This window comes from Neomesorhizobium albiziae (genome assembly GCF_900114255.1).
Classification (GTDB): Bacteria; Pseudomonadota; Alphaproteobacteria; order Rhizobiales; family Rhizobiaceae; genus Neomesorhizobium; species Neomesorhizobium albiziae.
On record NZ_FOSL01000001.1, the window covers coordinates 702,455 to 725,537 of the forward strand.

At 60.2% G+C, this 23,083-nt stretch carries 14 protein-coding genes, 2 pseudogenes and 2 riboswitches; of the genes and pseudogenes, 5 read left to right on the plus strand and 11 right to left on the minus strand.

Annotated elements, in window-relative coordinates:
* Positions 1-10: 10 nt before the first annotated feature.
* The 7 genes and pseudogenes from F3H98_RS03325 to F3H98_RS03355 form a co-directional block, all read right to left on the minus strand.
* Positions 11-1,258: an aromatic ring-hydroxylating oxygenase subunit alpha gene (locus tag F3H98_RS03325; protein WP_149758206.1), complete on the minus strand. Its 1,248-nt coding sequence runs from the start codon at positions 1,256-1,258 to the stop codon at positions 11-13.
* Between the two features lie 125 nt (positions 1,259-1,383).
* A riboswitch (cobalamin riboswitch) is annotated at positions 1,384-1,589 on the minus strand.
* Between the two features lie 75 nt (positions 1,590-1,664).
* Positions 1,665-2,440: pseudogene (locus tag F3H98_RS03330) on the minus strand (cobalamin-binding protein).
* A gap of 5 nt (positions 2,441-2,445) precedes the next feature.
* Positions 2,446-3,009 carry a hypothetical protein gene (locus tag F3H98_RS03335; protein WP_244621583.1) on the minus strand — a complete coding sequence of 188 codons (564 nt, stop codon included), beginning with the start codon at positions 3,007-3,009 and terminating at the stop codon, positions 2,446-2,448.
* A gap of 140 nt (positions 3,010-3,149) precedes the next feature.
* Positions 3,150-4,283: a ribonucleotide-diphosphate reductase subunit beta gene (locus tag F3H98_RS03340; RefSeq protein ID WP_149758208.1), complete on the minus strand. Its 1,134-nt coding sequence runs from the start codon at positions 4,281-4,283 to the stop codon at positions 3,150-3,152.
* A 21-nt stretch (positions 4,284-4,304) separates the two neighbouring features.
* A pseudogene (locus tag F3H98_RS03345) lies at positions 4,305-7,196 on the minus strand (ribonucleoside-diphosphate reductase subunit alpha).
* A 108-nt stretch (positions 7,197-7,304) separates the two neighbouring features.
* Positions 7,305-7,505, minus strand: a riboswitch (cobalamin riboswitch).
* Positions 7,506-7,774: 269 nt separating this feature from the next.
* Positions 7,775-8,005, minus strand: coding sequence for a DUF1127 domain-containing protein (locus F3H98_RS32260; protein WP_149758210.1), 231 nt, complete (start codon positions 8,003-8,005; stop codon positions 7,775-7,777).
* A 182-nt stretch (positions 8,006-8,187) separates the two neighbouring features.
* Positions 8,188-8,451, minus strand: a complete 264-nt coding sequence (locus F3H98_RS03355) for a hypothetical protein (RefSeq protein ID WP_188130307.1) — start codon at positions 8,449-8,451, stop codon at positions 8,188-8,190.
* A gap of 3 nt (positions 8,452-8,454) precedes the next feature.
* Between F3H98_RS03355 and F3H98_RS03360 the strand changes: the two genes are divergently transcribed.
* From F3H98_RS03360 to F3H98_RS03380, 5 genes are all read left to right on the plus strand, one after another.
* On the plus strand, positions 8,455-8,847 hold the full coding sequence (locus F3H98_RS03360) for a hypothetical protein (RefSeq protein ID WP_149758214.1): 393 nt from the start codon (positions 8,455-8,457) through the stop codon (positions 8,845-8,847).
* Positions 8,837-12,508 (plus strand): PAS-domain containing protein, encoded by a 3,672-nt coding sequence (locus tag F3H98_RS03365; protein WP_149758216.1) that lies wholly within the window; start codon positions 8,837-8,839, stop codon positions 12,506-12,508. Before F3H98_RS03360 ends, F3H98_RS03365 begins: the two co-directional genes overlap by 11 nt.
* Positions 12,509-12,563: 55 nt before the next feature.
* Complete coding sequence (locus F3H98_RS03370) at positions 12,564-13,307, plus strand: response regulator (RefSeq protein ID WP_149758218.1); 744 nt, start codon at positions 12,564-12,566, stop codon at positions 13,305-13,307.
* 137 nt (positions 13,308-13,444) lie between these two features.
* A complete protein-coding gene (locus tag F3H98_RS03375; protein WP_149758220.1) occupies positions 13,445-14,167 on the plus strand; it encodes a DUF2270 domain-containing protein in 723 nt (240 codons plus the stop codon).
* A gap of 352 nt (positions 14,168-14,519) precedes the next feature.
* Entirely contained in the window at positions 14,520-15,812 is a 1,293-nt protein-coding gene (locus F3H98_RS03380; RefSeq protein ID WP_244621584.1) for an FAD-binding oxidoreductase, read from the plus strand.
* A gap of 321 nt (positions 15,813-16,133) precedes the next feature.
* Here F3H98_RS03380 and F3H98_RS03385 read toward each other — a convergent pair whose 3' ends face one another.
* The 4 genes from F3H98_RS03385 to F3H98_RS03400 form a co-directional block, all read right to left on the minus strand.
* Entirely contained in the window at positions 16,134-17,900 is a 1,767-nt protein-coding gene (locus F3H98_RS03385) for an ABC transporter ATP-binding protein (protein WP_149758224.1), read from the minus strand.
* Between the two features lie 99 nt (positions 17,901-17,999).
* Positions 18,000-20,012: a Fe(3+)-hydroxamate ABC transporter permease FhuB gene (fhuB, locus tag F3H98_RS03390; RefSeq protein WP_149758226.1), complete on the minus strand. Its 2,013-nt coding sequence runs from the start codon at positions 20,010-20,012 to the stop codon at positions 18,000-18,002.
* Positions 20,009-20,818 (minus strand): ABC transporter substrate-binding protein, encoded by an 810-nt coding sequence (locus F3H98_RS03395; protein ID WP_280177960.1) that lies wholly within the window; start codon positions 20,816-20,818, stop codon positions 20,009-20,011. The genes fhuB and F3H98_RS03395 overlap by 4 nt, the downstream gene beginning before the upstream one ends.
* 83 nt (positions 20,819-20,901) lie before the next feature.
* Positions 20,902-23,037 carry a TonB-dependent siderophore receptor gene (locus tag F3H98_RS03400; protein WP_244621586.1) on the minus strand — a complete coding sequence of 712 codons (2,136 nt, stop codon included), beginning with the start codon at positions 23,035-23,037 and terminating at the stop codon, positions 20,902-20,904.
* Positions 23,038-23,083: the final 46 nt, after the last annotated feature.

Genomic DNA, 23,083 nt, shown 5'->3' on the forward strand with positions numbered 1-23,083 from the left:
CCGCCCTCGCCTATGCGACGCTGCGCAAGGCAGGCTTTTCGCCCTCGGAAAGGCGCGGCTCCATGAAGCGTGCATACCAGTCGACGAACTGGATCACGCCGCCTTCGTGCAGCTCCGAATACGGTCCCGGCTCATAGGCTGGCGATTTGATGCCGAAGGCGTTCTCCTCGACGATGCGGCGGTCCTCGTCGTTGGTCTCGGTCCAGACGTGGATGAGTTCCTGGAGGTCGTAGTCGACGCCTTCAATCGCGTCCTTGTGGACGAGCCATTTGGTCGTCACCGCGGTCTCGGTGGGGCTGATCGGCAATACGCGAAACGTCACCGCGTGGTCGCCGAGTACGTGGTTCCAGGTCGTCGGATAGTGGTAGAGGAGCAGCGCGCCGATACGATCGGCGGTGACTTGATCCGACAGGTTGTTGCGGACCGCGCGCTTGCCGGTCGTCGTGTAGCTGACGGCATCGCGAAGCAAGGGCGCACGCGTGGCGCGGAATTGTCCGGCGTCGTCGATGCGGAAACGCGATGGCAGGCCAGCCGCCTCGCATTTCGCCCAATGCGCCAGCATGTCGGGGTCGCTCTCGGCGCCGTTGACGCCGGTCACAGTGGGCGCTTCCGGAAACGTCTTGCAAAGCTCCGGGTGGTTCGCCGCGCAATGGTAGCATTCGCGGTTGTTCTCCCAGACCAGTTTCCAGTTGCCTCTTTCGATGATGGTGCTTTCGTGAGCGACCTTGGCGTCGAGGAGATTGTGGGGCGCGAAATAAGGTTCCATCAGCGCGCGGAAGGGGGCGAAATCCGCTGGCTCCTTGGCCAGGCAGATGAAGATGTACCCGCCCACGCTCTCGCAGGCGACACTCTTCAGGCCGAAGTCTTCTTTCTTGAAATCGTCGGCCATCTGGCGCGCGAAAACGAGCTTGCCGTCGAGGTCGTACGTCCATTGATGATAGGGGCAAACCAGCCTTGCCGACGTGCCCTTGTCCGTGGTGCAGACGCGGCTGCCGCGATGTCGGCAAGAATTGTGGAAAGCCCGAATCTGCCCGTCCCGCCCACGCACGACAACGACCGGGTAATCGCCGATCTGCACGGTGAAGAAGCCGCCCGCCTTCGCGATTTCGCAATCGTGACCGACGAACAGCCAGTCGCGATACCAGATCAGCTCAAGGTCGAGCCTGTAAAAATCCGGGTCGAGATAGAAGGGCCGCTGAAGGGAAAAACCGTCACGCCGGCTGCGGATCAGCCTCAGCATTTCGTTGCGCACGTCCATGTCCGTCCTCGCTCGTCTCACAAGGACTGAACTTGGTGGTGATGGAGGTAGGAAAGCTTTGGGTACGCGAGATCAAACGACCCGCCCGCAGCGCTCTGCCTCTTGATCGCCCACCGCGATCAGTCGAGTTCCAATTGTTCGAGGCTGGTTTCCGGGCTCCGAAGCCATCCCAGCGGGACCGTTCCGACACCTTCCCAGGCTATTGCCCAGTGGTTTCACGTCGGAACTCAAAGCTTCGCTACCGTTGCGGGGGCAGCGCCGGCATCAAACCGGCTTCCCAATTATCCCTCCGGCGAAATCGCCGCAGAGCACCTTGAACGCCGTGATCTAAACACCGGCGCGCGAGTCTCGGCCACACGAAAACGACATCGGGGAAGCGCAAAGGCGACAGGATCGCTTCTCCGCCTCAGCCCTTCAGCGCCGCACAGATCGCATCGAGACCATCGGTCAGTGCCGCCGGCCCCGGCTGCAGGATGAGCGGCGATTTGATCTCGACGATGCGATTGTCGCGCACCGCAGGAACCCTGTCCCAGCCCATGCGCGCCCTGATCCTGTCCGGCACGACCTTCTTGCCACACCAGGACGCCAGGATGATATCGGGCTGGGCGGCGATCACCTCTTCCGGCGCGACAATCCTGTCCCGCGCCGCTTTGGCTTTGCTTTTTCCGGGAATACATCGTCGCCGCCGGCGATGCCGATCAATTCCGACACCCAGCCGATGCCGCTGATCAGCGGTTCATCCCATTCCTCGAAATAGACGCGCGGCCGCGGCCTGCCGTTGGCGGCAAGTCTGATTTGGCGAAGCCTTTCCTCGTATCCCGCCGCGAGTTGATCGGCCCGCTCCACAGCACCGACAAGCGCGCCGACCGTGCGGACCATGGCAAGGATTCCGGCGATGTCACGCTGATTGAAGGCGTGGACCGCGATACCCTCGCGGATCAAGGCAGCGACGATGTCGGCCTGGAGGTCGGAGAACGCCAGGACGAGGTCGGGCTCGAGAGCGAGTATCTTCGGAATGTCGGCGGACGTGAAGGCCGAAACACGCGGCTTCTCGCGTCTCACCTGAGGCGGGCGCACCGCGTAACCGGACACGCCGACGATACGGTCCTGCTCGCGCAGCAGATAAAGCGTCTCGACCGTCTCTTCGGTCAGGCAGACGATCCGCTCAGAAGGAAAGCGCACCGACCTCAGGCGTAAACGCCGCCGCGGACAGCGTCCGGGTTTGGAAGAAACCGGACTGAAACGGCAATCCTGTGCAGCACCGCCAGGCCGGCCAGCGCCAGCACATTCGGCCAGAGAATCTGCAGGATGACGTCAAGGGAGAATGCCTCTTCCCCGGACGGCAGCAACGCGGTCGCAGCGAACAGGACAAACTCGTATACGACAAATGCGAGCACGAAGCCTGCAATGACGGTCCAAAGTCCAGATTGAATCCGGTCGCGCAACAAAAGCACCGCCCCCGTTGCCAAGGCAGCCGCGACGCCGACCGCCACGCCCCAGGCGAAACTGTCCCACGTCGTCGGATAGCCGAGCACAAGGTACCCGACCCCCTGGTTTGCGAGCCACGCCATTCCGGTCAGCAACAAGGCGCCGCGGCGGGACATGTTGGCCCCGGCAACCGTCGCGATCGCCGCAAAAGGCGTGGCGCAGGCGAGCACAAGGCTGAAAAGTATGCTGGCGGCGCTGACGGCGGCGGCCCAGAGAAGTTGCCTCGTGGCCATATGCGCACCGGATACGAATGTCTCGCTCATGGCCAACGATCATAATGTACTGTGCCCGAAGCTTCAACATAACCAACCCGGAGAACCGAACATCCAAAGGGCCCAAGGGTCGCGCCGCATCAACACTGTGTCCATGATGCAGCCCTCGCCGGCGACACGAGGTTCGGCCATCAATCCCATGAGAGCGCCCCGCCGTTCTGGTATTCGATGACGCGGGTCTCGAAGAAATTCTTCTCCTTCTTCAGATCCATTGCCTCACTCATCCAGGGAAATGGATTCTCGGTATCGGAGAAGACCGGCATCAAACCAAGCTGCGCGCAGCGGCGGTTTGCGATGAAGTGCATGTACTGCTCGCATAGCGCCGCGTTCAGCCCGAGGAAGCCGCGCGGCATGGTGTCCCGGCCGTATGCGGCTTCCAGTTCGGTCGCGTTCGCGATCATGCCGCGGATCTCATTCTGGAACGCCGTCGTCCATAGATGCGGGTTCTCGAGCTTGATCTGATTGATCACGTCGATACCGAAGTTCAAATGGATCGACTCGTCGCGCAGGATGTACTGGTACTGCTCGGCGATGCCGACCATCTTGTTGCGCCGGCCAAGCGAGAGGATCTGCGCGAAACCGGTGTAGAACCACATGCCTTCGAAGATGACATAAAAGGCGACGAGATCGCGAAGGAAGGCCTGGTCCGCTTGCGGCGTGCCAGTCCTGAAATCCGGGTCGTCGAGATGCTGCGTGTGCTTCAGCGCCCACGCCGCCTTATCGGTGATCGACGGCACTTCCCGGTACATGTTGAACAGTTCGCCCTCGTCGAGCGACAGGCTCTCGACGATGTACTGGAAGGTGTGGGTGTGAATCGCCTCCTCGAAGGCCTGCCGTAGAAGATACTGCCGGCATTCGGGGTTGGTGAGATGACGGTAGATGGCAAGCACGATGTTGTTCGCCACCAGGCTCTCCGAAGCGGCGAAGAACCCGAGATTGCGCTTGATCATGCGACGCTCGTCCTCGGTCAGGCCGTCCTTCGATTTCCACAGCGCGATGTCGGCCTGCATGGACACTTCCGTCGGCATCCAATGATTGTTGCAGCCGGAAAGATACTTTTCCCACGCCCATCGGTATTTGAGCGGCAGCAGCTGGTTCACATCGGCGCGCGCGTTGATCATGCGCTTGTCGTCGACGGACACGCGCCCACCGCTGCGGTCGATCTCACCGAGCCCGGTGGCATCGGTGCTCGATTGCCCGTCTTCGAGCGAAGCCAACTTGATCGCGTCGGGCATTTTCGTTTTCGGCTCAGACCAGTCGAGCATCTTGTTCATCTCCTTCTTGGCTCACTGGCAAGCTTCACATTCGGGATCGTCAGCCGCACAGGCTTTGCCCCAGGCGGCATCGGCATCGACGAGAATGGGAGCGGCGGCAGGGGTTGCGGCAACGATCGCCGACACCGCGTTGAGCTTGCCGTCGGTACCTTTCAGTGTCGATTTCTCCACATGCGTGGCCGAGCGCGAGCGCAGATAGTAGGTGGTCTTGAGACCCTTCCTCCAGGCGAGGCGATAGAGTTCGTCGAGCTTCTTGCCGTTTGGATTGGCGATGTAGAGGTTTAGCGACTGCGCCTGGTCAATCCACTTCTGCCGGCGCGACGCGGCTTCAATCAGCCAGGCGGAATCGAGTTCGAAGGCGGTGGCGTAGAGTGCCTTGAGATCGTCCGGCACGCGGTCAATCTGGCCGACCGAGCCGTCGAAATATTTTAGGTCGGATACCATCACCTCGTCCCACAAGCCGCGCGCCTTCAGGTCGTGCACAAGCTGCGCGTTCACCACCGTAAAGTCGCCCGACATGTTCGATTTGACGAACAGATTCTGGTAGGCTGGCTCGATCGATTGCGCGACGCCGCAGATGTTCGAGATCGTCGCAGTCGGCGCGATGGCCATGGTGTTGGAATTGCGCATGCCGATCTTCTTCACGCGCTTGCCCAAGGCGTCCCAATCGAGTGCGGAGGACCTATCCATATCGACGTCCGGTCGCGAATCCTGCAGCAGCCGGATCGAGTCGATGGGAAGAATCCCCTTCGACCAAAGCGAACCCTCGAAGCTTGGATAGCGGCCGCGCTCGTCGGCGAGATCAACGGACGCCGAAATAGCGTAATAGCTGATCGCCTCCATGCTGGTGTCGGCAAAGGCGACTGCCTCCTGGGAGGCGTACGGAACGCGCAGCACCTGCAACGCATCCTGGAAACCCATCAGGCCAAGCCCAACCGGACGGTGACGAAGGTTCGACTGGCGCGCCTCCGGGATCGTGTAGAAATTGATATCGATGACATTGTCGAGCATGCGCATCGCCGTGGAGACGGTCCTTGCCAGCCGATCGCGATCAAGGCCGTTATCCGTCACATGGTTTGCAAGATTGACGGAGCCGAGATTGCAAACGGCAACCTCGTCCTTTGAGGTGTTCAGCGTGATCTCGGTGCAGAGATTGGACGAATGCACAACGCCGATATGTCCCTGCGGCGAGCGTATGTTGCACGGGTCCTTGAACGTGACCCAGGGATGCCCGGTCTCGAACAGCATGGTGAGCATTCGCCGCCACAGGTCGAGCGCTCGAACTTTCCTGAATACCTTGATGCCGCCGGAGGCCGCTTGCAGCTCGTAGGCCTCGTAGGCCACTTTGAACGCCCCACCATAGAGATCGTGCAGATCGGGCGCCTCGTCGGGTGAGAAAAGGGTCCACTCGCCATCCGCCTCCACCCGTTCCATGAACAGGTCCGGCACCCAGTTCGCGGTGTTCATGTCGTGCGTGCGGCGACGGTCGTCTCCGGTGTTCTTCCTGAGATCCAGAAACTCGTCGATGTCGATATGCCAGGTTTCCAGATAGGCGCAGACCGCGCCCTTGCGCTTGCCTCCCTGGTTGACGGCGATCGCGGTGTCGTTCGCGACTTTCAGGAACGGCACAACGCCCTGGCTCTCGCCGTTGGTGCCTTTGATATGCGCGCCGAGGCCACGCACCGGCGTCCAGTCGTTGCCAAGCCCGCCGGAATATTTTGCAAGCAGAGCGTTGTCCTTGATGCCCTTGAAGATCGCATCGAGATCGTCACCAATTGTGGTGAGGAAACAGGACGAAAGCTGCGGCCGCGACGTGCCCGAGTTGAACAGCGTCGGTGTCGAGGCCATGAAATCGAACGAGGAGAGCAGGTCGTAAAACTCGATGGCGCGCGCTTCGCGGTCGATCTCGCGGATCGCCAGCCCCATCGCCACCCGCATGAAAAAGGCCTGCGGCAGCTCGAAACGTTTTCCCCGCGTGTGCAGGAAATAGCGGTCGTAGAGTGTCTGCAGCCCGAGATATTGGAAATTCAGGTCGCGATCAGCCTTGAGCGCTGCTCCAAGCCTTGCCAGATCGAACCGCCCGAGTTCCGGGTCGATCAGTTCGGCTTCGATGCCTACCCGTATGAAATCAGGAAAGTAGCTAGCGTAGCACCCGGCCATGTCGGCCTGCGTCGCCTGCTCGGGTCGATCTGAGATGAAGCTCAGCGCCTCTCGGTGCAGGCGATCAAGCAGCAGGCGCGCCGACACGAAGGCGTAGTTCGGTTCCTGTTCAACCAGAGTGCGCGCCGCCAGAATCGGCGCCAGCGACAGTTCTTCCAGAGTGATGCCGTCGTAGAGGTTGCGCTTCGTCTCGGTGAGGATCGTGTCGGCCCGAACATCCTCCAGCCCGGCGCAGGCCTCGTCGATGACGCGTCGCAGCCGCGCCTCGTCGAGCGGCGAAAGAGTGCCGTCGTCGCCCCTCACTTGCAGCACAGGCTGGGATGGAGAGGAGAGGGTCGCCCTTTCCACCACACGCTCGCGCGCACGCTCCTCGCGGTAGAGCACATAGGCGCGGGCAACCTTGTGGTGCTCGCCTCGCATCAGCACCAGTTCGACCTGATCCTGGATCTCCTCGATGTGGAAGGTGCGTCAGGCATCGGCCCGGCGTGTCAGCGCGGCAAAGACCTGCGCCGTCAGATCCTCCACGACATCATGGACGCGCCGCGAACCGGCGGCGACAGACCCTTCGACTGCAAGAAAGGCTTTGGTTAGCGCGACGGCGATCTTGGTCGCATCGAATGGCGTCACCGAGCCGTTGCGGCGGATGATGCGATAACCAGGCTCCGCCGGAGGCTTTGAAGCCGGGGCTGTGTCGGGCGGAAAGTCGGTTGTTCCGTTGGTGTGGAGGGCGGCAGTCGCAGTCATCATCATCCCCGATGGAGTTTTGGGGACGGAGCATTGGCGCACGCATGCCGGAAATCGCACGGCGCAAAGCCGCACGAAGCAAGCGCACCACCGGGACACCCCGCCCGTGGACGTTCAGTCGTCAGGGCAGGTCTCCTGGCTCGCAGGTCGTCGCTTTCGTCGGCCTTCCCAGCGCCGTTTGGCGCCAGTGGCGTAACTCGACGTAAGCTCACTGCTTACAGTTGCGGGGGCAGCGCCGGCATTAAACCGGCTTCCCTCTTAGCTCCCGAGCCGCACAGACTCGGAAGAACCATGACCCCTGCATTTAGGGGGCAGCTAGATAGTGATGTCAACATCTAGATTGAGTTTTCCCGGTTTACAGGAAGTCTCCTATCTGGAGAGCGCATCCCACCCGTTCCAGCGACGAAGAATCGGCGGCCGACAACGCTCAGCAGACGAGGCTGACGGAAGTTCGAGTCTACGCATGAGGGGTTCGTGTTGGCGCCGTTGTCACCGAGCCGTTTGTTGGCCGTCTCGGCACCAAGGACAGACGTGGGAGAAGGCCGCTGGCCTCCCCCACGTACGTGAAATTTGCCCATTCAGCCTTCGCCGTTTGGCAAGTAGTTCCCGTGACTACCGTTGACCGCGGACAGTATCTGTGAACGTGTAATGCCGATGTCCTTCAGGAGTTCATCGTTCATCGCTTCAAGGGCGCGAACCCCGTTGTGACGGTCACGAGCGCTCCGATAGGCCCGCCAGATCTGCCCCAATCGCGTAAGACAAATCCTCCCGGTGCTTTCGACCGGCACGTTCAAAGTCGAGATAGACATTGCAGTGCTCCATTTGGTTGAGCCGCACTGTTTGGCGGCGATCCCCGTTCAAAGGTTTTTGTGCAAGCCAGCATCCGGCTCAGCCGGCTGGAGGCGAGGATTGAGAATTTCGTCGCAACGAACTCCGGCCGACGCCGGCAGCGGCGTTTCCAGCCAACTCAGTTGGCGTCGGCTATGTCGCCTCAATTGTTTCCGGAAGGAACGCGACGGCCTATCGCGAACCAGGGCTTTCCGACCACCGCGCCATTTGATGCTTTGCCAACATCTGCTCGCGGCGCAGCATCGCCGTATTTTTGGAGCGATGATCTTGCCGACGGATGAAAGGGTTGCTCGATCGACGCGGCCGACGACATCCCCAAACCACCTTTTCGTGATTTGACGTTGGGCATGGCTGCGTCGCCGTAGATCTGGCGCGACGACGTCGGGAACTGAAGCGTGGAAAGCACGTCTTGCGCGGCGGCTCCGTCCATAACTGGCAGGAGAGCGGCGAGCGCGAGGACAATTGGTCTCATAGCGAGATCTCCGTCTTGATAGCTTTCGACAAATTGACTTCGTCGATCCAAGAATTACTGCGGGCCTACCAAGCTCAAGTGAGTTTGATAGAATTGATCCGCTATTTCGGAATGGAACAACAAAATCGGCGCTTCAATGTCTATCGCACGGTTGTTTCCGCTGTTTTTCCGGACGTGAGGATAATTGTTTCGTTTGTTGCGCCAGCTTCGGTTCCAGGTTTCGGCGCACCGCAGATTGAAACAAATAGTCCTGCCTCAGCACTCATCCGGAAACACTTCAGCACTATTTTCCGGCGCCGAGAGAAAAGGAAAGCCGCCCATGTCAGTTAAGAAAGCCGCGAATGGTGCGCAAACGGGTTACGCCCTTTTTGACGGCAGCGGTGCCCTGGAGGATGCCAACGCGCAGTTCTTTGCGGCAAATGACAACCGCAAGTACGAAATGCACGGCATGGACAGGGTCGCTGTCGTTGCCGAAGTCCTCGCAAACCTGAGAAGCTTTGACGGCCGCAAGGTCGAGTTGAACCAGGCCTTTGTCCGGGATGCGACGGCGCGCTGGAGCAACCTCGAAGAAGCTCCGGTTGAGGCGCAGACCGCCGATGGCGACTGGAGGCTTTTTGCCGCGCATCCCCGCCCGAACGGTGGGATCGCTCTGATGAGCGTCGACATAACCGCGATGAAAAATGCCGAGCTGGCACATTGGGACAGTGTCGACATCTTCCGCTGCATCACAGACAGCCATCCGCTGCCGGTCTGGGTGGTGGATGAAGAAAGCAAGGAGATCCTCTACGAAAGTCTGGACGCCTCGAACCTTCTTGGACGGAAGTGGCGACCGCATCAGCAATTCATCACCGACCACTATGTCGATCCCGAGGGGTTCGAGGAAATCCGAACGTTGGTCAGCAAGCACGACATCGTGCGCGATCACGAGATGCAGTTGCGGCGCAGCAATGGATCGACGATCTGGTGTTCGGCCAATTGCCGGCGCGGCGTCTATCGGGGGCGACCATCCCTGGTGGTTGGCGTGCTGGACATCACCGAACGCAAGCAGCGTGAAGATTTGTTCGGTTTCCTGATCAAGCATCATCCCCTGCCGGTCTGGATGAACGATGCCAGTTCCGGTGCGGTGATTTACCAAAGCGACGCCGCTGAGCGGCTGTTCGGCTGGGACGATGAAGGCGAGCGGAAGATACTTGCGGACCAGTTCGTGAATCCCGACCAATATGTCGAAATCAGCCAGGAACTCATGCGCAACGGCGTCGTCGAAAATTGTGAAGCGCAATTGAGAGGCAAGGATGGTCGCAAGTTCTGGGCGAACGGAAATTTGAGCGTTGTCGAATTCCAGGGCCGTCGCGTCGTCCTTGCGGGGATCGCCGATGTCACCAAGCAACGCAAACGCGACGGCGAAGTCATGCTGGCGCGGGAACTGCTTAGCAACGCGGTCGAATCGCTGTCGGAAGGGTTTGCCCTTTACGACGAAGACCATCGGCTTGTGATGTGCAACCGCTCCTATCGGGAGATGAATGGCACCGTCGCCGACCTGATCAAGCCCGGCATGAAATGGACCGACCTTCTGATCCAATCAGTGCGGCGCGGCGCTTATCCTGACGCAATAGGGCGGGAAGACGAGTGGATTGAAGAGCGCATCAGCAACCGCACTACCCTGCGCGGTCGATATGAGGCAAATCTCGGTAACGGCACCTGGCATATTGTTTCCATACACCCGACCGATCTCGGTGGCTTTGTCGTCACACGAGCCGACATTAGCGAACGCAAAAAGGCCGAGGCGGCTGAACGTGAAGCCACGGCGCTGATGCAAAAGGTCCTTGATGCCTGTCCCTCACCGACCCGCATGTCGACGATCGACGGAGAAACCCTCTATCGCAATCCAGCCAGCTGTAAACTCTATGGCGACCGGACGCGGATTGCCGACTACTACGTTCAACCCGATGACAGCCAAGCGTTAGTGGATGCACTGACGCAAACAGGCAGCATCGATGACTTCCGGGTTAAGCAATACGATGCCGACGATGAGGTCTTCTGGGCGTCGATTTCGGCGCGCCTGATCGAGTTCGAGGGGCGACAGGTGATCGTCTCGAACACAACGAACATCACCGACATGATCACCGCTCAGGAGCAGACCCGACAAGCAAGCGACCGGCTGATCGACGCCATCGAGTCCCTGGCGGAAGGCTTTGCGCTCTATGACAAGGACGACCGGCTTGTACTCGCCAATAGCCGCTACCGCGCGATGCACGCGATAAGCGCGGACGTGCTTGTGCCAGGTGTCAACTGGTTCGATTTCCTCCGCGTCACCGTTGAGCGCAATCAGTTTACAGTGCCAGACGGCAAGATCGACGAATGGCTGGCAGAACGAGCCAAGGATCGCCGTGAGTTTCGGCAACAGGAATTCCAGCACACGGACGGCGGCTGGTTCTTCGTATCGAACTGTCCGACCCGCGAAGGCGGCTTCGTCGTCACCCGTGTCGACATCACTGAACGCAAACGCGCTGAGCTGGCCATCAAGGAAGCTGAAGAACTTGTCCGCAAAGTGCTGGAGGCTTGCCCGGTCAACATTCAGATGACAAGCGCTCGCAACGGAACGCTGCTTTATCGCAGTCCCGCCACACTGGACCTTCTCGGCGATGTGGCCAACGCCGTCGACTACTACGTCAATCCGCTTGAGCGGAAACATTATGTCGAGAGACTGCTCGAAGAGGGAAGAGTCGACGATTTCGAGACGCAGCTCAAGCGCAAGGATGGACAAGTTTGCTGGTGTTCAATCTCCTCCCGGCTGATCGATTTTCACGGCGAGAAAGTTATTGTTTCCCATACCTATGATCTCACCGACCGCATCGAAATGCAGCAGGAGCTGGAGCGGCAGCGCGAGACGTTGCATCAGAACGAAAAAATGTCGGCGCTCGGTGGATTGCTGGCAGGGGTGGCGCACGAGTTGAACAATCCGCTCTCGGTGGTGCTTGGCCTGGCTCTCATGCTTGAGGAATCCGCCAGCGACGCCAAGACGGCCGAACGCGCGCACAAGATCAGCAAAGCCGCGGAGCGTTGCGCCCGCATAGTTCGGACGTTCCTGGCCATGGCCCGTCAACAGCCCACAAAGACCGCGAACGTTTCGATCGACGATGTCATTGCAACTGCTGTCGAGGTTGCTGGCTATTCCATAAGGTCTTCCGATATCGAACTCGCGATCCGGCTCCAGCGCGATCTCCCGACTATCTGGGCGGATCCCGATCAACTCAGTCAGGTTCTCATCAACCTGCTTGTCAATGCTGAGCAGGCACTTCACGACCGCGCCGGTCCGAGAAAAATCACGATCTCGACGAAACTGCGATCCAAGACGGGCGACATCGTCGTCAAAGTAGCCGACACAGGAGCCGGTATGTCGCCCGAGATCCGCTCGCGCATTTTCGAACCGTTCTTCACGACAAAGGAGGTCGGCAAGGGAACCGGGATCGGGCTGTCGTTCTGTCACCGGATCGTGCAGTCGCATGGCGGAACCATCAAAGTGGAAACAGCCGAAGGCTCCGGATCGACCTTTATCGTTTCGCTGCCGGGGTTGCGCAGACCACGAGCGACCACCGCAACCGCAGCCCCCGCACCAGCCAAAGTGGCGGGACTTACTTGTCTGGTGGTCGATGACGAGGCGGAGGTTGGGGACCTGGTTGCTGATGTCCTTGAGCAGGACGGTTTCGCAGTCACGGTAGCTCGATCAGGCGAAGAAGCCTTGCTTCATCTTGCGGGCCATTCCTTCTCCTTGATCCTGAGCGATCTCAAGATGCCAAACATCGATGGTCGGGCCATGTTCAAACATATCTCGGACTCCTACCCCGAAGCACTCGCAAGGCTTGCCTTCCTGACCGGAGATACAATCAGCCCGAGTGCACAGATATTCCTGCGCGCCACGAAACGGCCTTTTCTTGAAAAGCCGGTGAAGCCGGATGAATTACGGGCCTTCGTTGCACGGTTGGTCGGCTGAGTTCGAAAGCGTATATTGATTTGTCATAGAACAGGGGCGAGCATGTCTTGGCGACATGTATTCCACCTATGGATGGTCACTGCCGTTGCTGAAGGAAAGTCCACATATTGTCGTCTGCGACGATGAGCAGGATATACGCGATACCGTCGCCGAATATCTGCACGATAAAGGTTATGCGGTCACGACTGCCGATGGCGGCCCTGCACTCAGGGAGGTCATCGACAAGCAACGTGTCGACGTGGTCATCCTGGATATCCGTATGCCGGGCGAGGATGGCCTCTCGCTGGCGAGATACATGCGAGAGCGCTCTGGGGTCGCCATCATCATGTTGACCGGCTCGGCCGATGTGATCGATCGCGTCGTCGGCCTGGAGATCGGCGCCGATGATTACGTTGCCAAGCCTGTTGATCTGCGAGAGTTGCTTGCCCGCGTGAAAGCCGTTTTGCGCCGAACAGCGACTGCAGAGAAAGTCACTGAAGAGGACGGGGCGAGGCTTTCACAGACTGTCCCATTCGGGAATTGCACTTTGAATTTGGACACCTGCAAACTGTTCGATAGGGACGGTGTCGAGATTGCGATCACCGCGATGGAATTCAGCCTCCTGAGAGTGTTTGCCACGCATCGCGGGCGTATTCTCAACCGCGATCAGCTGCTTGAACTCGCCCATGACCGCGGTTGGGATCCGTATGACCGCAGCATCGACATTCGTATCTCTCGCCTGAGGAAGAAAATCGAAGCCGACCCGTCCAAACCACAGGTGCTCAAGACCGTCCGTGGCGTGGGGTATATTTTCTCGTAAACAAAATAGAACCGCAATTGCGGCGGCTTCCTGCGGGGAACGTGTCGGCACAAGCGATCTCTCAACGCCCGTTCAATGGCGCGTGGAGAAAAATGGCGCCTAGCTGGCGAACTTAAGTCTTCCGATGGGAGGCAGAAATGGACAGATCTCACGAGCAAGCACCAGTCGCGGAGAATGTGGCGAGGTGGACCACTCCTCCATTCCCGGCAACATCAGCAGAGTACATTACCGTGTTGGCGCATTATCACCGCGCCGAAATGAGCCGCATGGCAGGCTGGCGCGACCGCATCGATCGGACGACCAACTGGGCGATTACGGGCGTTGCTGCAATGCTGTCGCTGTCGTTGTCATCGCCAACCTCCCATCACGGCGTACTTCTCTTCGGCATGGTGCTCGTCCAGCTTTTGCTGCTGATCGAGGCTCGGCGGTACCGCTTCTTTGATGTCTATCGGGGCCGCGTACGCCAGATGGAGAAGAACTATTTTGCTCAGATCCTCGCGCCACTGCCCGACGTCGACCAAGGCTGGGCCGAGCTCCTTGGTCAAGATTTGCGCAGGCCACGGTTTTTGATTTCCATCCGTGCTGCAATGTCGCGTCGGTTGAGACGAAATTATTCGTGGATGTTCCTCATCCTGCTGTTTGCCTGGGTGCTCAAGATCTCAACCCCGAAATTACAGGATGGCGGTGCGCCCTACGACATTGCACGATCGCTATCCGAGATAATCAGCAACGCTGCATTCGGGCCAATTCCCGGCGCGATCGTGCTGCTCGGCGTGATCATTTTCTACTGCTGGCTCGGCTACGTGGCATTGCTGACAGGGGATGCCGATGAAACGATGCATGGGGAAGTTCACGTTTGACAGCCGAGCTGGTCCTTGTGGCACCAACACAGCAGCCCTCCCCTATGGATGCTGGTCTCCGTCGGTGCGAGAGATCGCACCGGTGAAACAAATGAAACAATTCCTCGGGGCTACAGAAAACCATCTGAAATGAAGGTGGCGTATTACTGGAAGGCTGCGGAAGCAGAGATAACAACCAGTGAGCGTAAATGTCTCTCGTCAAGGTAAATCTAGTCTTGAACGAGACACTATTGCGCCTCGCCTAGAACCCGAGAGTTCAAAGATGGACAAGTCAATTACTCCGAACGACTTCCCTCAGAGGCTCCGCGCGAACCTCATTGACCAAGATCATCCGAGCTATGAAGAGGCTCGCATGCTCTACAACGCCATGATCGACAAACGGCCACGCTGGATCGTCCCTTGCTCCGAGGTCGCCGATGTCGTCGCCGCGGTCAATTATGCCCGGGAGAAGCACTTGCTTCTTGCTATTCGCGGTGGCGGCCACAATGGCCCGGGTTTCGGCAGTTGCGATGGTGGCCTGGTCACAGACATGTCGCCGATGAAGCAGGTTGATGTCGATCCCGCCACGCGCACGGTTCGCGTTCAGGCCGGCTGTACCCAGGGCGACGTCGACCGCGCCACCAGCGTTCATGGGCTGGCGGTCCCGGCGGGGCTCGTCTCGACCACAGGCATCGCGGGGCTGACGTTGGGAGGAGGCACCGGCTATCTGACGCGCAAACACGGCCTCACCATCGACAATCTGATTGAGGTTGAGGTCGTTCTGGCGGACGGCAGCGTGGTCACGGCGAGCGACACCCGCCACCCGGAGCTGTTTTGGGCGCTGCGCGGTGGTGGCGGCAACTTCGGCGTCGTGACGAGTTTCACATTTCGGGTGCATCCGGCGAAGGATGTCTATGGCGGGCCAATCTTCTATGACCTCGCGCATGCTGCGAAGATCATGCGTTGGTACAGTGACTTTTTGTCCGAAGCCCCCCGGGAGCTCGGGATCTTCTTCGGCATCAAGACGGTACCCTCCTGTGACCCCTTCCCGCGCGAGATATGGGGAAGACGGATCTGCGCACTGATCAGCTGCTACAACGGCTCGGAGGCGGATGGCGTCCGGGCGATGCAGCCGGTGCGCGACGCACTTCCTCAACCGATCCTTGACGGCATGATGCAGATGCCTTTTGTCGATCTGCAGGCGCTGTTCGATCCACTGCTGCCCAAGGGACTGCAGTGGTACTGGAAAGGCGATTATGTTGACGACCTGTCCGATGCGGCAATCGCAGCACATGCCGAATATGGCTCGAAGAGCCCAAGCGAACTGTCGCTAATGCATCTCTACCCCATCGACGGAGCGGTTCACGATGTGGCTCCGGACGCTACCGCCTGGGGCGCGCGGCGAGCCCGCTGGTCCATGGTTATCGCCGGTATCGATCCTGACCCGAGCAAGGCTCCGGAGCTGCGACGCTGGGCGAGCGAGTACTGGGCGGCGGTGCACAAGCACAACCCCCATGGCGGCGCCTACATCAACTTCATGATGGCGGATGAAAGCGAGGCCCGCGTCCGTGCCTCCTACGGCGCCAACTATGAGCGACTTGCTGCGGTGAAGCGTAAGTTCGATCCCACGAACCTCTTCCGGGTAAACCATAACATCAGGCCTTAGGTCGACCCGGTAGCCTGTCCGCCCTTTGGGCCGCCCGCACCGAGGGCGGACAGGTCCGCTGCAGATACTTGGACCGCAAAGGCGATCGCTTCGTCGTATCCAAGCCTATCCGCCCGCTGCCACATCCCTGCCTCGAGTTGGATGGATATCTGCAGAGCGGCAAAGCGCAACATTCAGCCGTTTGACTTCACGTTGCCGTCTTTCATGCTAGCGACCGTCGACCACCCGAAATTCTTCTTAGAGCGGACCGACGTTTGGCGCTCCGCCTTATGCAACGAAATCAACTGAACCGGCTATACTGACCAACCACTCAGGGGCCGCTCACAATGACAACGTGCCGTGCGCTGTCGAAGATGTTGGCTCCTTCCTGCCTTTCTCGCCATGCTGCGCGGTGTGGAGCCGGCTATAGATGCCGCCTCGGGCGACAAGAGCGTCATGCGAGCCCTCTTCGGCGATACCCGTTGCGTCAACGACGACGATCCTGTCCGCATTGCGTATCGTTGCCAGCCGGTGCGCGATTACCAGCGTGGTGCGACCGTCCGAGAGTTCTGCCAGGGATTGCTGGATCTCGCGCTCGGTTTCGGTATCGAGCGCAGATGTCGCCTCGTCGAGAATGAGGATCGGCGGGTTCTTCAGGAACATCCGCGCAATCGCCAGGCGTTGCTTCTGGCCGCCGGAAAGTTTTACGCCGCGTTCGCCGATGATGGTGTCGAGGCCCTCCGGCAACGCGTCGATCATCTCGTCGAGCCGCGCCCGCCGCGCCGCCTCGACGATGGCGCTTTCAGGCCCATCGAGACGTCCATAGGCGATGTTTTCGCGGATAGAGCCACCAAACAGGAAAACGTCCTGCTGGACGATGCCGATCTGGCTGCGCAGTGAGGAAAGTGTCATATCGCGAATATCGACACCGTCGACCGTGATTGCGCCGGACTGCACTTCATAGAAACGCGGCAGCAGCGAGCAGATCGTCGTCTTGCCGGCACCTGAAGGTCCGACAAACGCAATCGTCTGGCCGGCCGGAATGTCGAGATCGACATCGCGCAGAATCAGCCGGTCGCCGCTGTAGCCGAAGCCGACGCTGCGGTAGCGGATGTCGCCCTTCAGGCTCTTCACATCGATCGCACCAGGTCGGTCGGCGATATCCGGTTCAGTGTCGAGCAGTTCCGTGTAACGGCGGAAACCGGCAATGCCTTTTGGATAAGTCTCGATGACCGAATTGATCTTCTCGATCGGCCGCACAAACACATTGACCAGAAGCAGAAAGCTGACGAAGCCGCCGTTGGAGAGTTGGCCGTCGATGACCAGATAGCTGCCGGCAATCATGACGACCAGTTGGATCAGGCGGATGCTCATGTAGTTCAGGGAACTGCTGGCGGCCATGATACGGTAGGCATTGAGCTTGGTTTCCCGGTAGCGCTGGTTGTCGTCAGCAAACAGCCGTCTTTCGTGGTCTTCGTTGGCGAAAGCCTGAACGACCCGCATGCCGCCGACATTCTCCTCTATGCGGACATTGAAATCGCCGACCCGCCGGTAAAGCGCCCGCCAGTTGGTCTCCATGCGCTCGCCGTAGCGAATGGTCACCCAGGTGACCACCGGCACCACGCAGGCGGTGATCAGTGCCAGGTTCACGTTGACTGTGAACATCAGCAGCAGCGCGCCGATGAACGTCATCACCGCGATGAACAGATCTTCCGGGCCGTGGTGAGCGACTTCGCCGATTTCCTCCAGATCCTTGGTCACCCGCGCCACCAGATGACCGGTCTTGTTGTTGTCGTAGAAGCGGAAGGAGAGTTTCTGGAGATGGTCGAAGCTCTTGCGCCGCATCTCCGTCTCGATGTTGATGCCAAGCATGTGACCCCAATAGGTAACGATGGCCATTAGTGCTGTGTTGAACAGATAGATGACCAGCAACCCCGCTGCGGCGATGAGGATCAGCGTCCAGTTTTGACCGGGCAGCAGTTCATCGACAAAGACCTTCACCGCCATCGGGAAGCCGAGTTCCAGCAGGCCTGACAGAATCGCGCAGGAAAAATCGAGGATGAACAAGCCCTTGTAGGGCCGGTAATAGGAGAAGAACCGCTTGATCATTGCCTTCGGCTTTGAACCACTCTTGGTAAGGGATTTTCTTTGCAGCTAATATGGCTGGTTTGGAAGAGCCTCAGCCGGCTTCCCGCCATACCAGCGGAGTCATTGCCTGCGCTTCCATAACAGCACCAGGAAATAAGGCCCACCGACCAGGGCAGCGAGCAGACCGGCAGGGATCTGCCAGGGGAAGATCAGCATCCGGCCGGCCCAATCGGCGCAAAGAAGGATCAGGCCACCGAGGATTGCGGAAGCGAAAAGTTGCGGCCGGGCGCGCTGGAATCCCAGCATGCGCGCCATATGTGGCGCCATCAGTCCGACGAAACTCAAAGGCCCGATGACAAGCGTGGCCACCGCCGTCGGCACCGAGATGAGTGCAAGCAGAACGAGCCGGACGCGGGTCAGCCCGAGGCCAAGACAAAGCGAGGCCGCTTCGCCAAGCGGCAGGATTTCCAGCCAGCGCGCCGTGAGCGGCACGATCGCCAGCAAAAGGATGGCGGTGAGAGCCGCGGTGAACGCATCGTTGACCGTCGCCGTGTACGTGGAGCCGGACAGCCAAGCGATCAGGGTATCCAGCCGCGGATCTCCGCCTGCAAGTACCACTGCCGAGAAAGCCGACGCCATCGTCGCTACGGCAACGCCGGCAAGCAGCAGCCGGTCGGGCGCCAGCGCGTTCCGGTTGCCCGTGGGCGATATCAGCAGCAGGCTGACCACCGCGCCCATCAGCCCTGCCGCGAGCAGAGCCGGCCGATTGAAGGTCGACAACGACACAAACAGCAGGAGGACGCCCAGCGCCGCACCGCCGGAAATGCCAAGCACCTCGGGCGCCGCCATCGGATTGCCGGTCATCCTCTGCATCATTGTACCGGCGACCGCCAGCATCGCGCCAGCGGACAACGCAACCGCGACTCTTGGTGCTCGCAGCGGCAGAAGCTCGACAAGCTCGCCCCACGCAGCCCAGTGCCAACCGCCGGAGCCGCGCCCCATCGCAAGTGCCGCCCAAACGGCTACAGCCGTTACCACAAGTCCCGGCACCAGCCATGCCCACCCATTGCGCCGACGCGCGACTGGCGACATCGCCCTATCACGATCCGGCGTGATCCGCATTCTTGGCAAAAGCAGAAACAACAGCGGCGCGCCGAGAAACGCCGTTGCGGTGCCTGCTGGAATTTCGGACGCGAACGGCAGTATCTGCACAAGCCTGTCGGTGAACCAGAGCAAGACCGCACCAGCAAGCGATGCCCAAATCATCCGCTGGCGCAGAGTCCGCGCACCGGCAAGCTTGACGAGTGCCGGCGCCGCCAAGGCCAGGAAACCAATGACACCGACAGCCGCAACGACAATCCCGCTTAGCGCAACTGCGATCCCCAGGCCGGAAAGCCGTGTCGAAATTGGACTGGCGCCGAGGCTGGCCGCGCTTTCGTCGCTGAGATCGAGCAACCGCAGTTGACGGCTCAGCAGAAAAGCGGCGCCAGCGCTGAGCAGCAGCCATGGCGCCAGCTTCAAGACCGTGGCGTTGCCATTCTGGACCAAGGACCCGCTCTGCCAGATGAAGAGTTCTGCTGAGTATTCACGGTTGGCCGCCATCAGCAAGGCACTGGCCGAACTGCAGGTCAGGCTGATGACAAGGCCGGCGATGATGATGGCGATCGGTGAGAAGCTGCGGCCTCTCGCCAACCCGAAAACGGCGAGTGTCGTGGCGGCGCCGCCGGCGATTGCGATCCATTCGCGACCGCTTTCCAACATCCAGGGCGCGTAGAGCGTGGCGATGGTCAGGGCGACACTGGCGCCCGCATTGGTACCGACGGTCGTTGGCTCGGCAAGCGGGTTGCGCAAAACCTGCTGGAGGATCGTGCCGGCGAGACCGAGCGCTGCGCCGGCGAGCAGGCTTATCGCAACGCGTGGCAGAAAGGCATGGCGATAAAGCAATTGTCTCGGGTCGGTGAAATCCGCCGCCACAAGGGCCCGCCACCACATGTCGGCAGGCAGAAGCCGAAGCAGCCCATCGATCGTCAGGCACGCCGCAACCAGCGCCGGAACACTCACCAGAAGCATCAGCCGCCAAGAGCCGTTGTCGTGGCGAAGATTATCACCGGCAGTGGCGCGCGTTGCCGTCATGCCAAAGCGGCGAGAAAACCGGCAAAGCGGGCTGCAGCAGCCAGCCCTCCGAAAGGCCAGACCGGCGGGATCGCCGTGACCTTGCCTGCCTTGACGCATGGCAGGTTGGCCCACAGGCTGCTTTGCTCGATCCTGATCTTCACATGCAGCGGGATCGGCTCCAGCGACACGACCTGCGCCTCGCCGATCGCCACCAGTTCTTCGACGCCCATCGTTGCAAAACCCCAACTGTCGGTGGGACCGGTCCAGGCATTGACGATTCCCATGCGGTCGAGCACGTCCTGCAGCAGGCTCCCTCCGCCATAGACGCGCACGTGGCGGTCGTCGAACATGCTCACCACGGCAAGCGCCGCCGCCTGCCCCGTCAATCTAGCCCTTGCGTCTTCTATCGTCGCCGCCGTCTGCGCGATCAGGTGCCGAGCCTCGGCTTCGCGGCCAAGCCTTTCGCCGAGCTTCAGCGTTTCGGCTTCGGCCTGCCGGTACGGCGCCTGCGTACCGTCATAGAAGGGCACCATGTGCAGCGGCGCGATCCGCTTGAACGGCGCTTCGTCGAGCCCGAAACCGTAGGCCCCGGTTATCAGGTCCGGCTTGAGTTCCAGCAGCAGTTCGAGGTTAGGCTCACCGCGCGAGCCGAGGTCAAGACAGCCGGCGGGAAGCTCAGGTGCAACTGCCCAGTCGCGATAGCCCTTCGTGTCCGCGACCGCGATCGGCTCGATACCGAGAGAAATGACCATTTCGGCCGACGTCCATTCAAGGCAGGCGATCCGCAATGGTTGCGCGGCAGATGCAGGCAGCACGCCTGCCACCCACCCCGCCGCTGCGAGCCCGCCAACAAATTGGCGACGTGTCGGCCGGGTGGCCGCGCATTCAACTGGTGATCCGAAGCGCGCTACCAACGATATTTCATCGAGCCGGTGATCTTGCGGCCCTCTCCGTAGAAGCAGCCCGAACTGCGAGCATAGCAGGTGGCGACATATGTCTTGTCGAACAGGTTGCTGGCGTTGAGCTGGAACTTCATGTTCTTCCAGTCATAGTGGATGGCAGCATCAACCAGCGTTGCCGAGGGCACCTCGAAGGAATTGGCATCGTCGCCAAAAGTCGACCCGATGTAGCGCACGCCGGCACCCAGGCCGAAACCCTCCAGCATGCCGCTTCGGAACGTATAATCGCCCCAGACCGAAAGGCGATGCCGTGGCACGCCATAAGGCGTGTTGCCACCGGTGCCTTCGTCATCGTCGAGAATTTCCATATCGATGTAGGCATAGGCAAGCTTGATGTCCCAGCCGGAGTCCAGGCTGGCCACGCCTTCCACCTCGACGCCGCGCGAGCGGATCTTGCCGGTCTGGAAGGGATCGTTGCCGAGATAGCGGACCACGTTCTCGCGCGTCAGGTCGAACGCCGCGACGGTGACGAAGCTGTTCCAGCCTTCGGGCTGGTATTTCACGCCGACTTCGTACTGCTCGCCGGTTTCCGGCTTGAAGGCCTCGCCATCGTTGTTTGTGCCGATCTCCGGATAAAACGACGTCGAATAGCTGAGATATGGCGCCAGCCCGATGTCGGAAAGGTAAACCAGGCCGACCCGGCCGGTGAAGGCATTGTCCGACTGCTCCGTGGTGCTGTCCGACATCTTGTCCAGCGTTTCGCTTTTCGCCCAATCCTGACGGCCGCCGAAGGTCAGCACCCAGTTTTCGTATTTGATCTGATCCTGCACATAGAGGCCGGCCTGCCATTGCCTGGTGTCGGTATCCTTATAGGCCGTCAGATCCGTCACCGGCGCGCCGTATACTGGATTGAAGATGTCATCGAGCGGGGCGACTGTCCCCGAGGCGCCCCAGTCGCTGTAGTCGGTATATTGGTAGTCGAGCCCCATCAGCAGCGTGTGGGCGAGCGGCCCCGTATCGAATGTCGCCTCGGTCTGGTTGTCGACCGAGAAGTTGCCGAGTTTCGAGCGGCCGGCATCCGCGTACCGATGGTAGGTATGGCCGTCGGGATCGAGGCCGGGTTCCAGATCTGGATTGGGGTTCGCGCCCCCGCCAAAAACGCCGAGTTGCTCGTCATTGTCGAGATAGGAATAGCGAGCGTTCTGCCTGACCATCCAGGTGTCATTGAACCGGTGCTCGAACTCGTAGCCGAGCATGGCGAGCGTCGGGTTGAATTCATCGAATGCCGGCTCACCCACGAAACGGCTGTTTGGCAGGCGCTGTCCATCCAGGCCCGGAAACACTGTCCCGTCGGCCGGGAGGAACTGGATGCCCCAGCCGGTTTTGTCACGTTGATAAGTCCCGAGCAGGGTAAGACTGGTGTCGGCATCGGGCTGCCATTTGAGCGAAGGCGCGATGAAAACGCGATCGTCGTTGACATAGTCGACGCCGGTGTCGCCATCGCGGAAAAGCCCGGTCAGCCGATAGCTTAATACGCCGGTCTCATCGACCTTGCCGCCCATGTCGAACTGGCCCTGGTAGCGGTCGAAGCTGCCGGCGCTAACCTCGACCTCGCGGAACGTTTCGTCGGTCGGGCGCTTGCTGACATAGTTGATGATGCCGCCCGGACTGTTCTGGCCGTAGAGCACCGATGCGGGTCCGTGCAGGATTTCGAGGCGTTCGGCGCCATAAGGATCGAGCGACAAAAAGGTCGCGAAATCCGATCCCTTGAGGCGCAGCCCGTCCTTGTAGAAGGCCTCATCCGATACGTTGAAGCCACGGATCTGCAGGCCGTAACCGCGAGTATCGTTGCCCCACAGTTCGCCGCCGACACCCGCCGTGTAGCGCACGGCATTGCCGATGCTTTCCACATTCTGCGCCGCCATCTGGTCGGCAGTGACGACCGAAACCGACTGCGGGTTCTCAATCAGCGGGGTGTCGGTCTTTGAACCGGTGGCGCTGCGCTGCGCAACATATCCATCAACTGGTCCCCAGGCCTTTTCGATCCGCTCCTGCACCGTGATGGTGTCGAGAACAACGGCGCCGCCCTCCTGCGCATGCGCCGCAACGCCGAGAAGTCCCAGTCCGAGCATTGTCTGAGACAAAAGACACAGCCGCCTTCTGTTAGCCTGGCCTAAGCCAAAAGCGGAC

What these genes read in the sequence shown, in the direction of transcription:
- F3H98_RS03340 (WP_149758208.1), bottom strand. Translation starts at nt 4,283, where the DNA reads ATGCTCGACTGGTCTGAGCCGAAAACGAAAATGCCCGACGCGATCAAG.
- F3H98_RS32260 (WP_149758210.1), bottom strand. Translation starts at nt 8,005, where the DNA reads ATGTCTATCTCGACTTTGAACGTGCCGGTCGAAAGCACCGGGAGGATT.
- F3H98_RS03380 (WP_244621584.1), top strand. Translation starts at nt 14,520, where the DNA reads ATGCTCTACAACGCCATGATCGACAAACGGCCACGCTGGATCGTCCCT.
- fhuB (WP_149758226.1), bottom strand. Translation starts at nt 20,012, where the DNA reads ATGACGGCAACGCGCGCCACTGCCGGTGATAATCTTCGCCACGACAAC.
- F3H98_RS03365 (WP_149758216.1), top strand. Translation starts at nt 8,837, where the DNA reads ATGTCAGTTAAGAAAGCCGCGAATGGTGCGCAAACGGGTTACGCCCTT.
- F3H98_RS03370 (WP_149758218.1), top strand. Translation starts at nt 12,564, where the DNA reads ATGTATTCCACCTATGGATGGTCACTGCCGTTGCTGAAGGAAAGTCCA.
- F3H98_RS03335 (WP_244621583.1), bottom strand. Translation starts at nt 3,009, where the DNA reads ATGAGCGAGACATTCGTATCCGGTGCGCATATGGCCACGAGGCAACTT.
- F3H98_RS03325 (WP_149758206.1), bottom strand. Translation starts at nt 1,258, where the DNA reads ATGGACGTGCGCAACGAAATGCTGAGGCTGATCCGCAGCCGGCGTGAC.
- F3H98_RS03385 (WP_149758224.1), bottom strand. Translation starts at nt 17,900, where the DNA reads ATGATCAAGCGGTTCTTCTCCTATTACCGGCCCTACAAGGGCTTGTTC.
- F3H98_RS03375 (WP_149758220.1), top strand. Translation starts at nt 13,445, where the DNA reads ATGGACAGATCTCACGAGCAAGCACCAGTCGCGGAGAATGTGGCGAGG.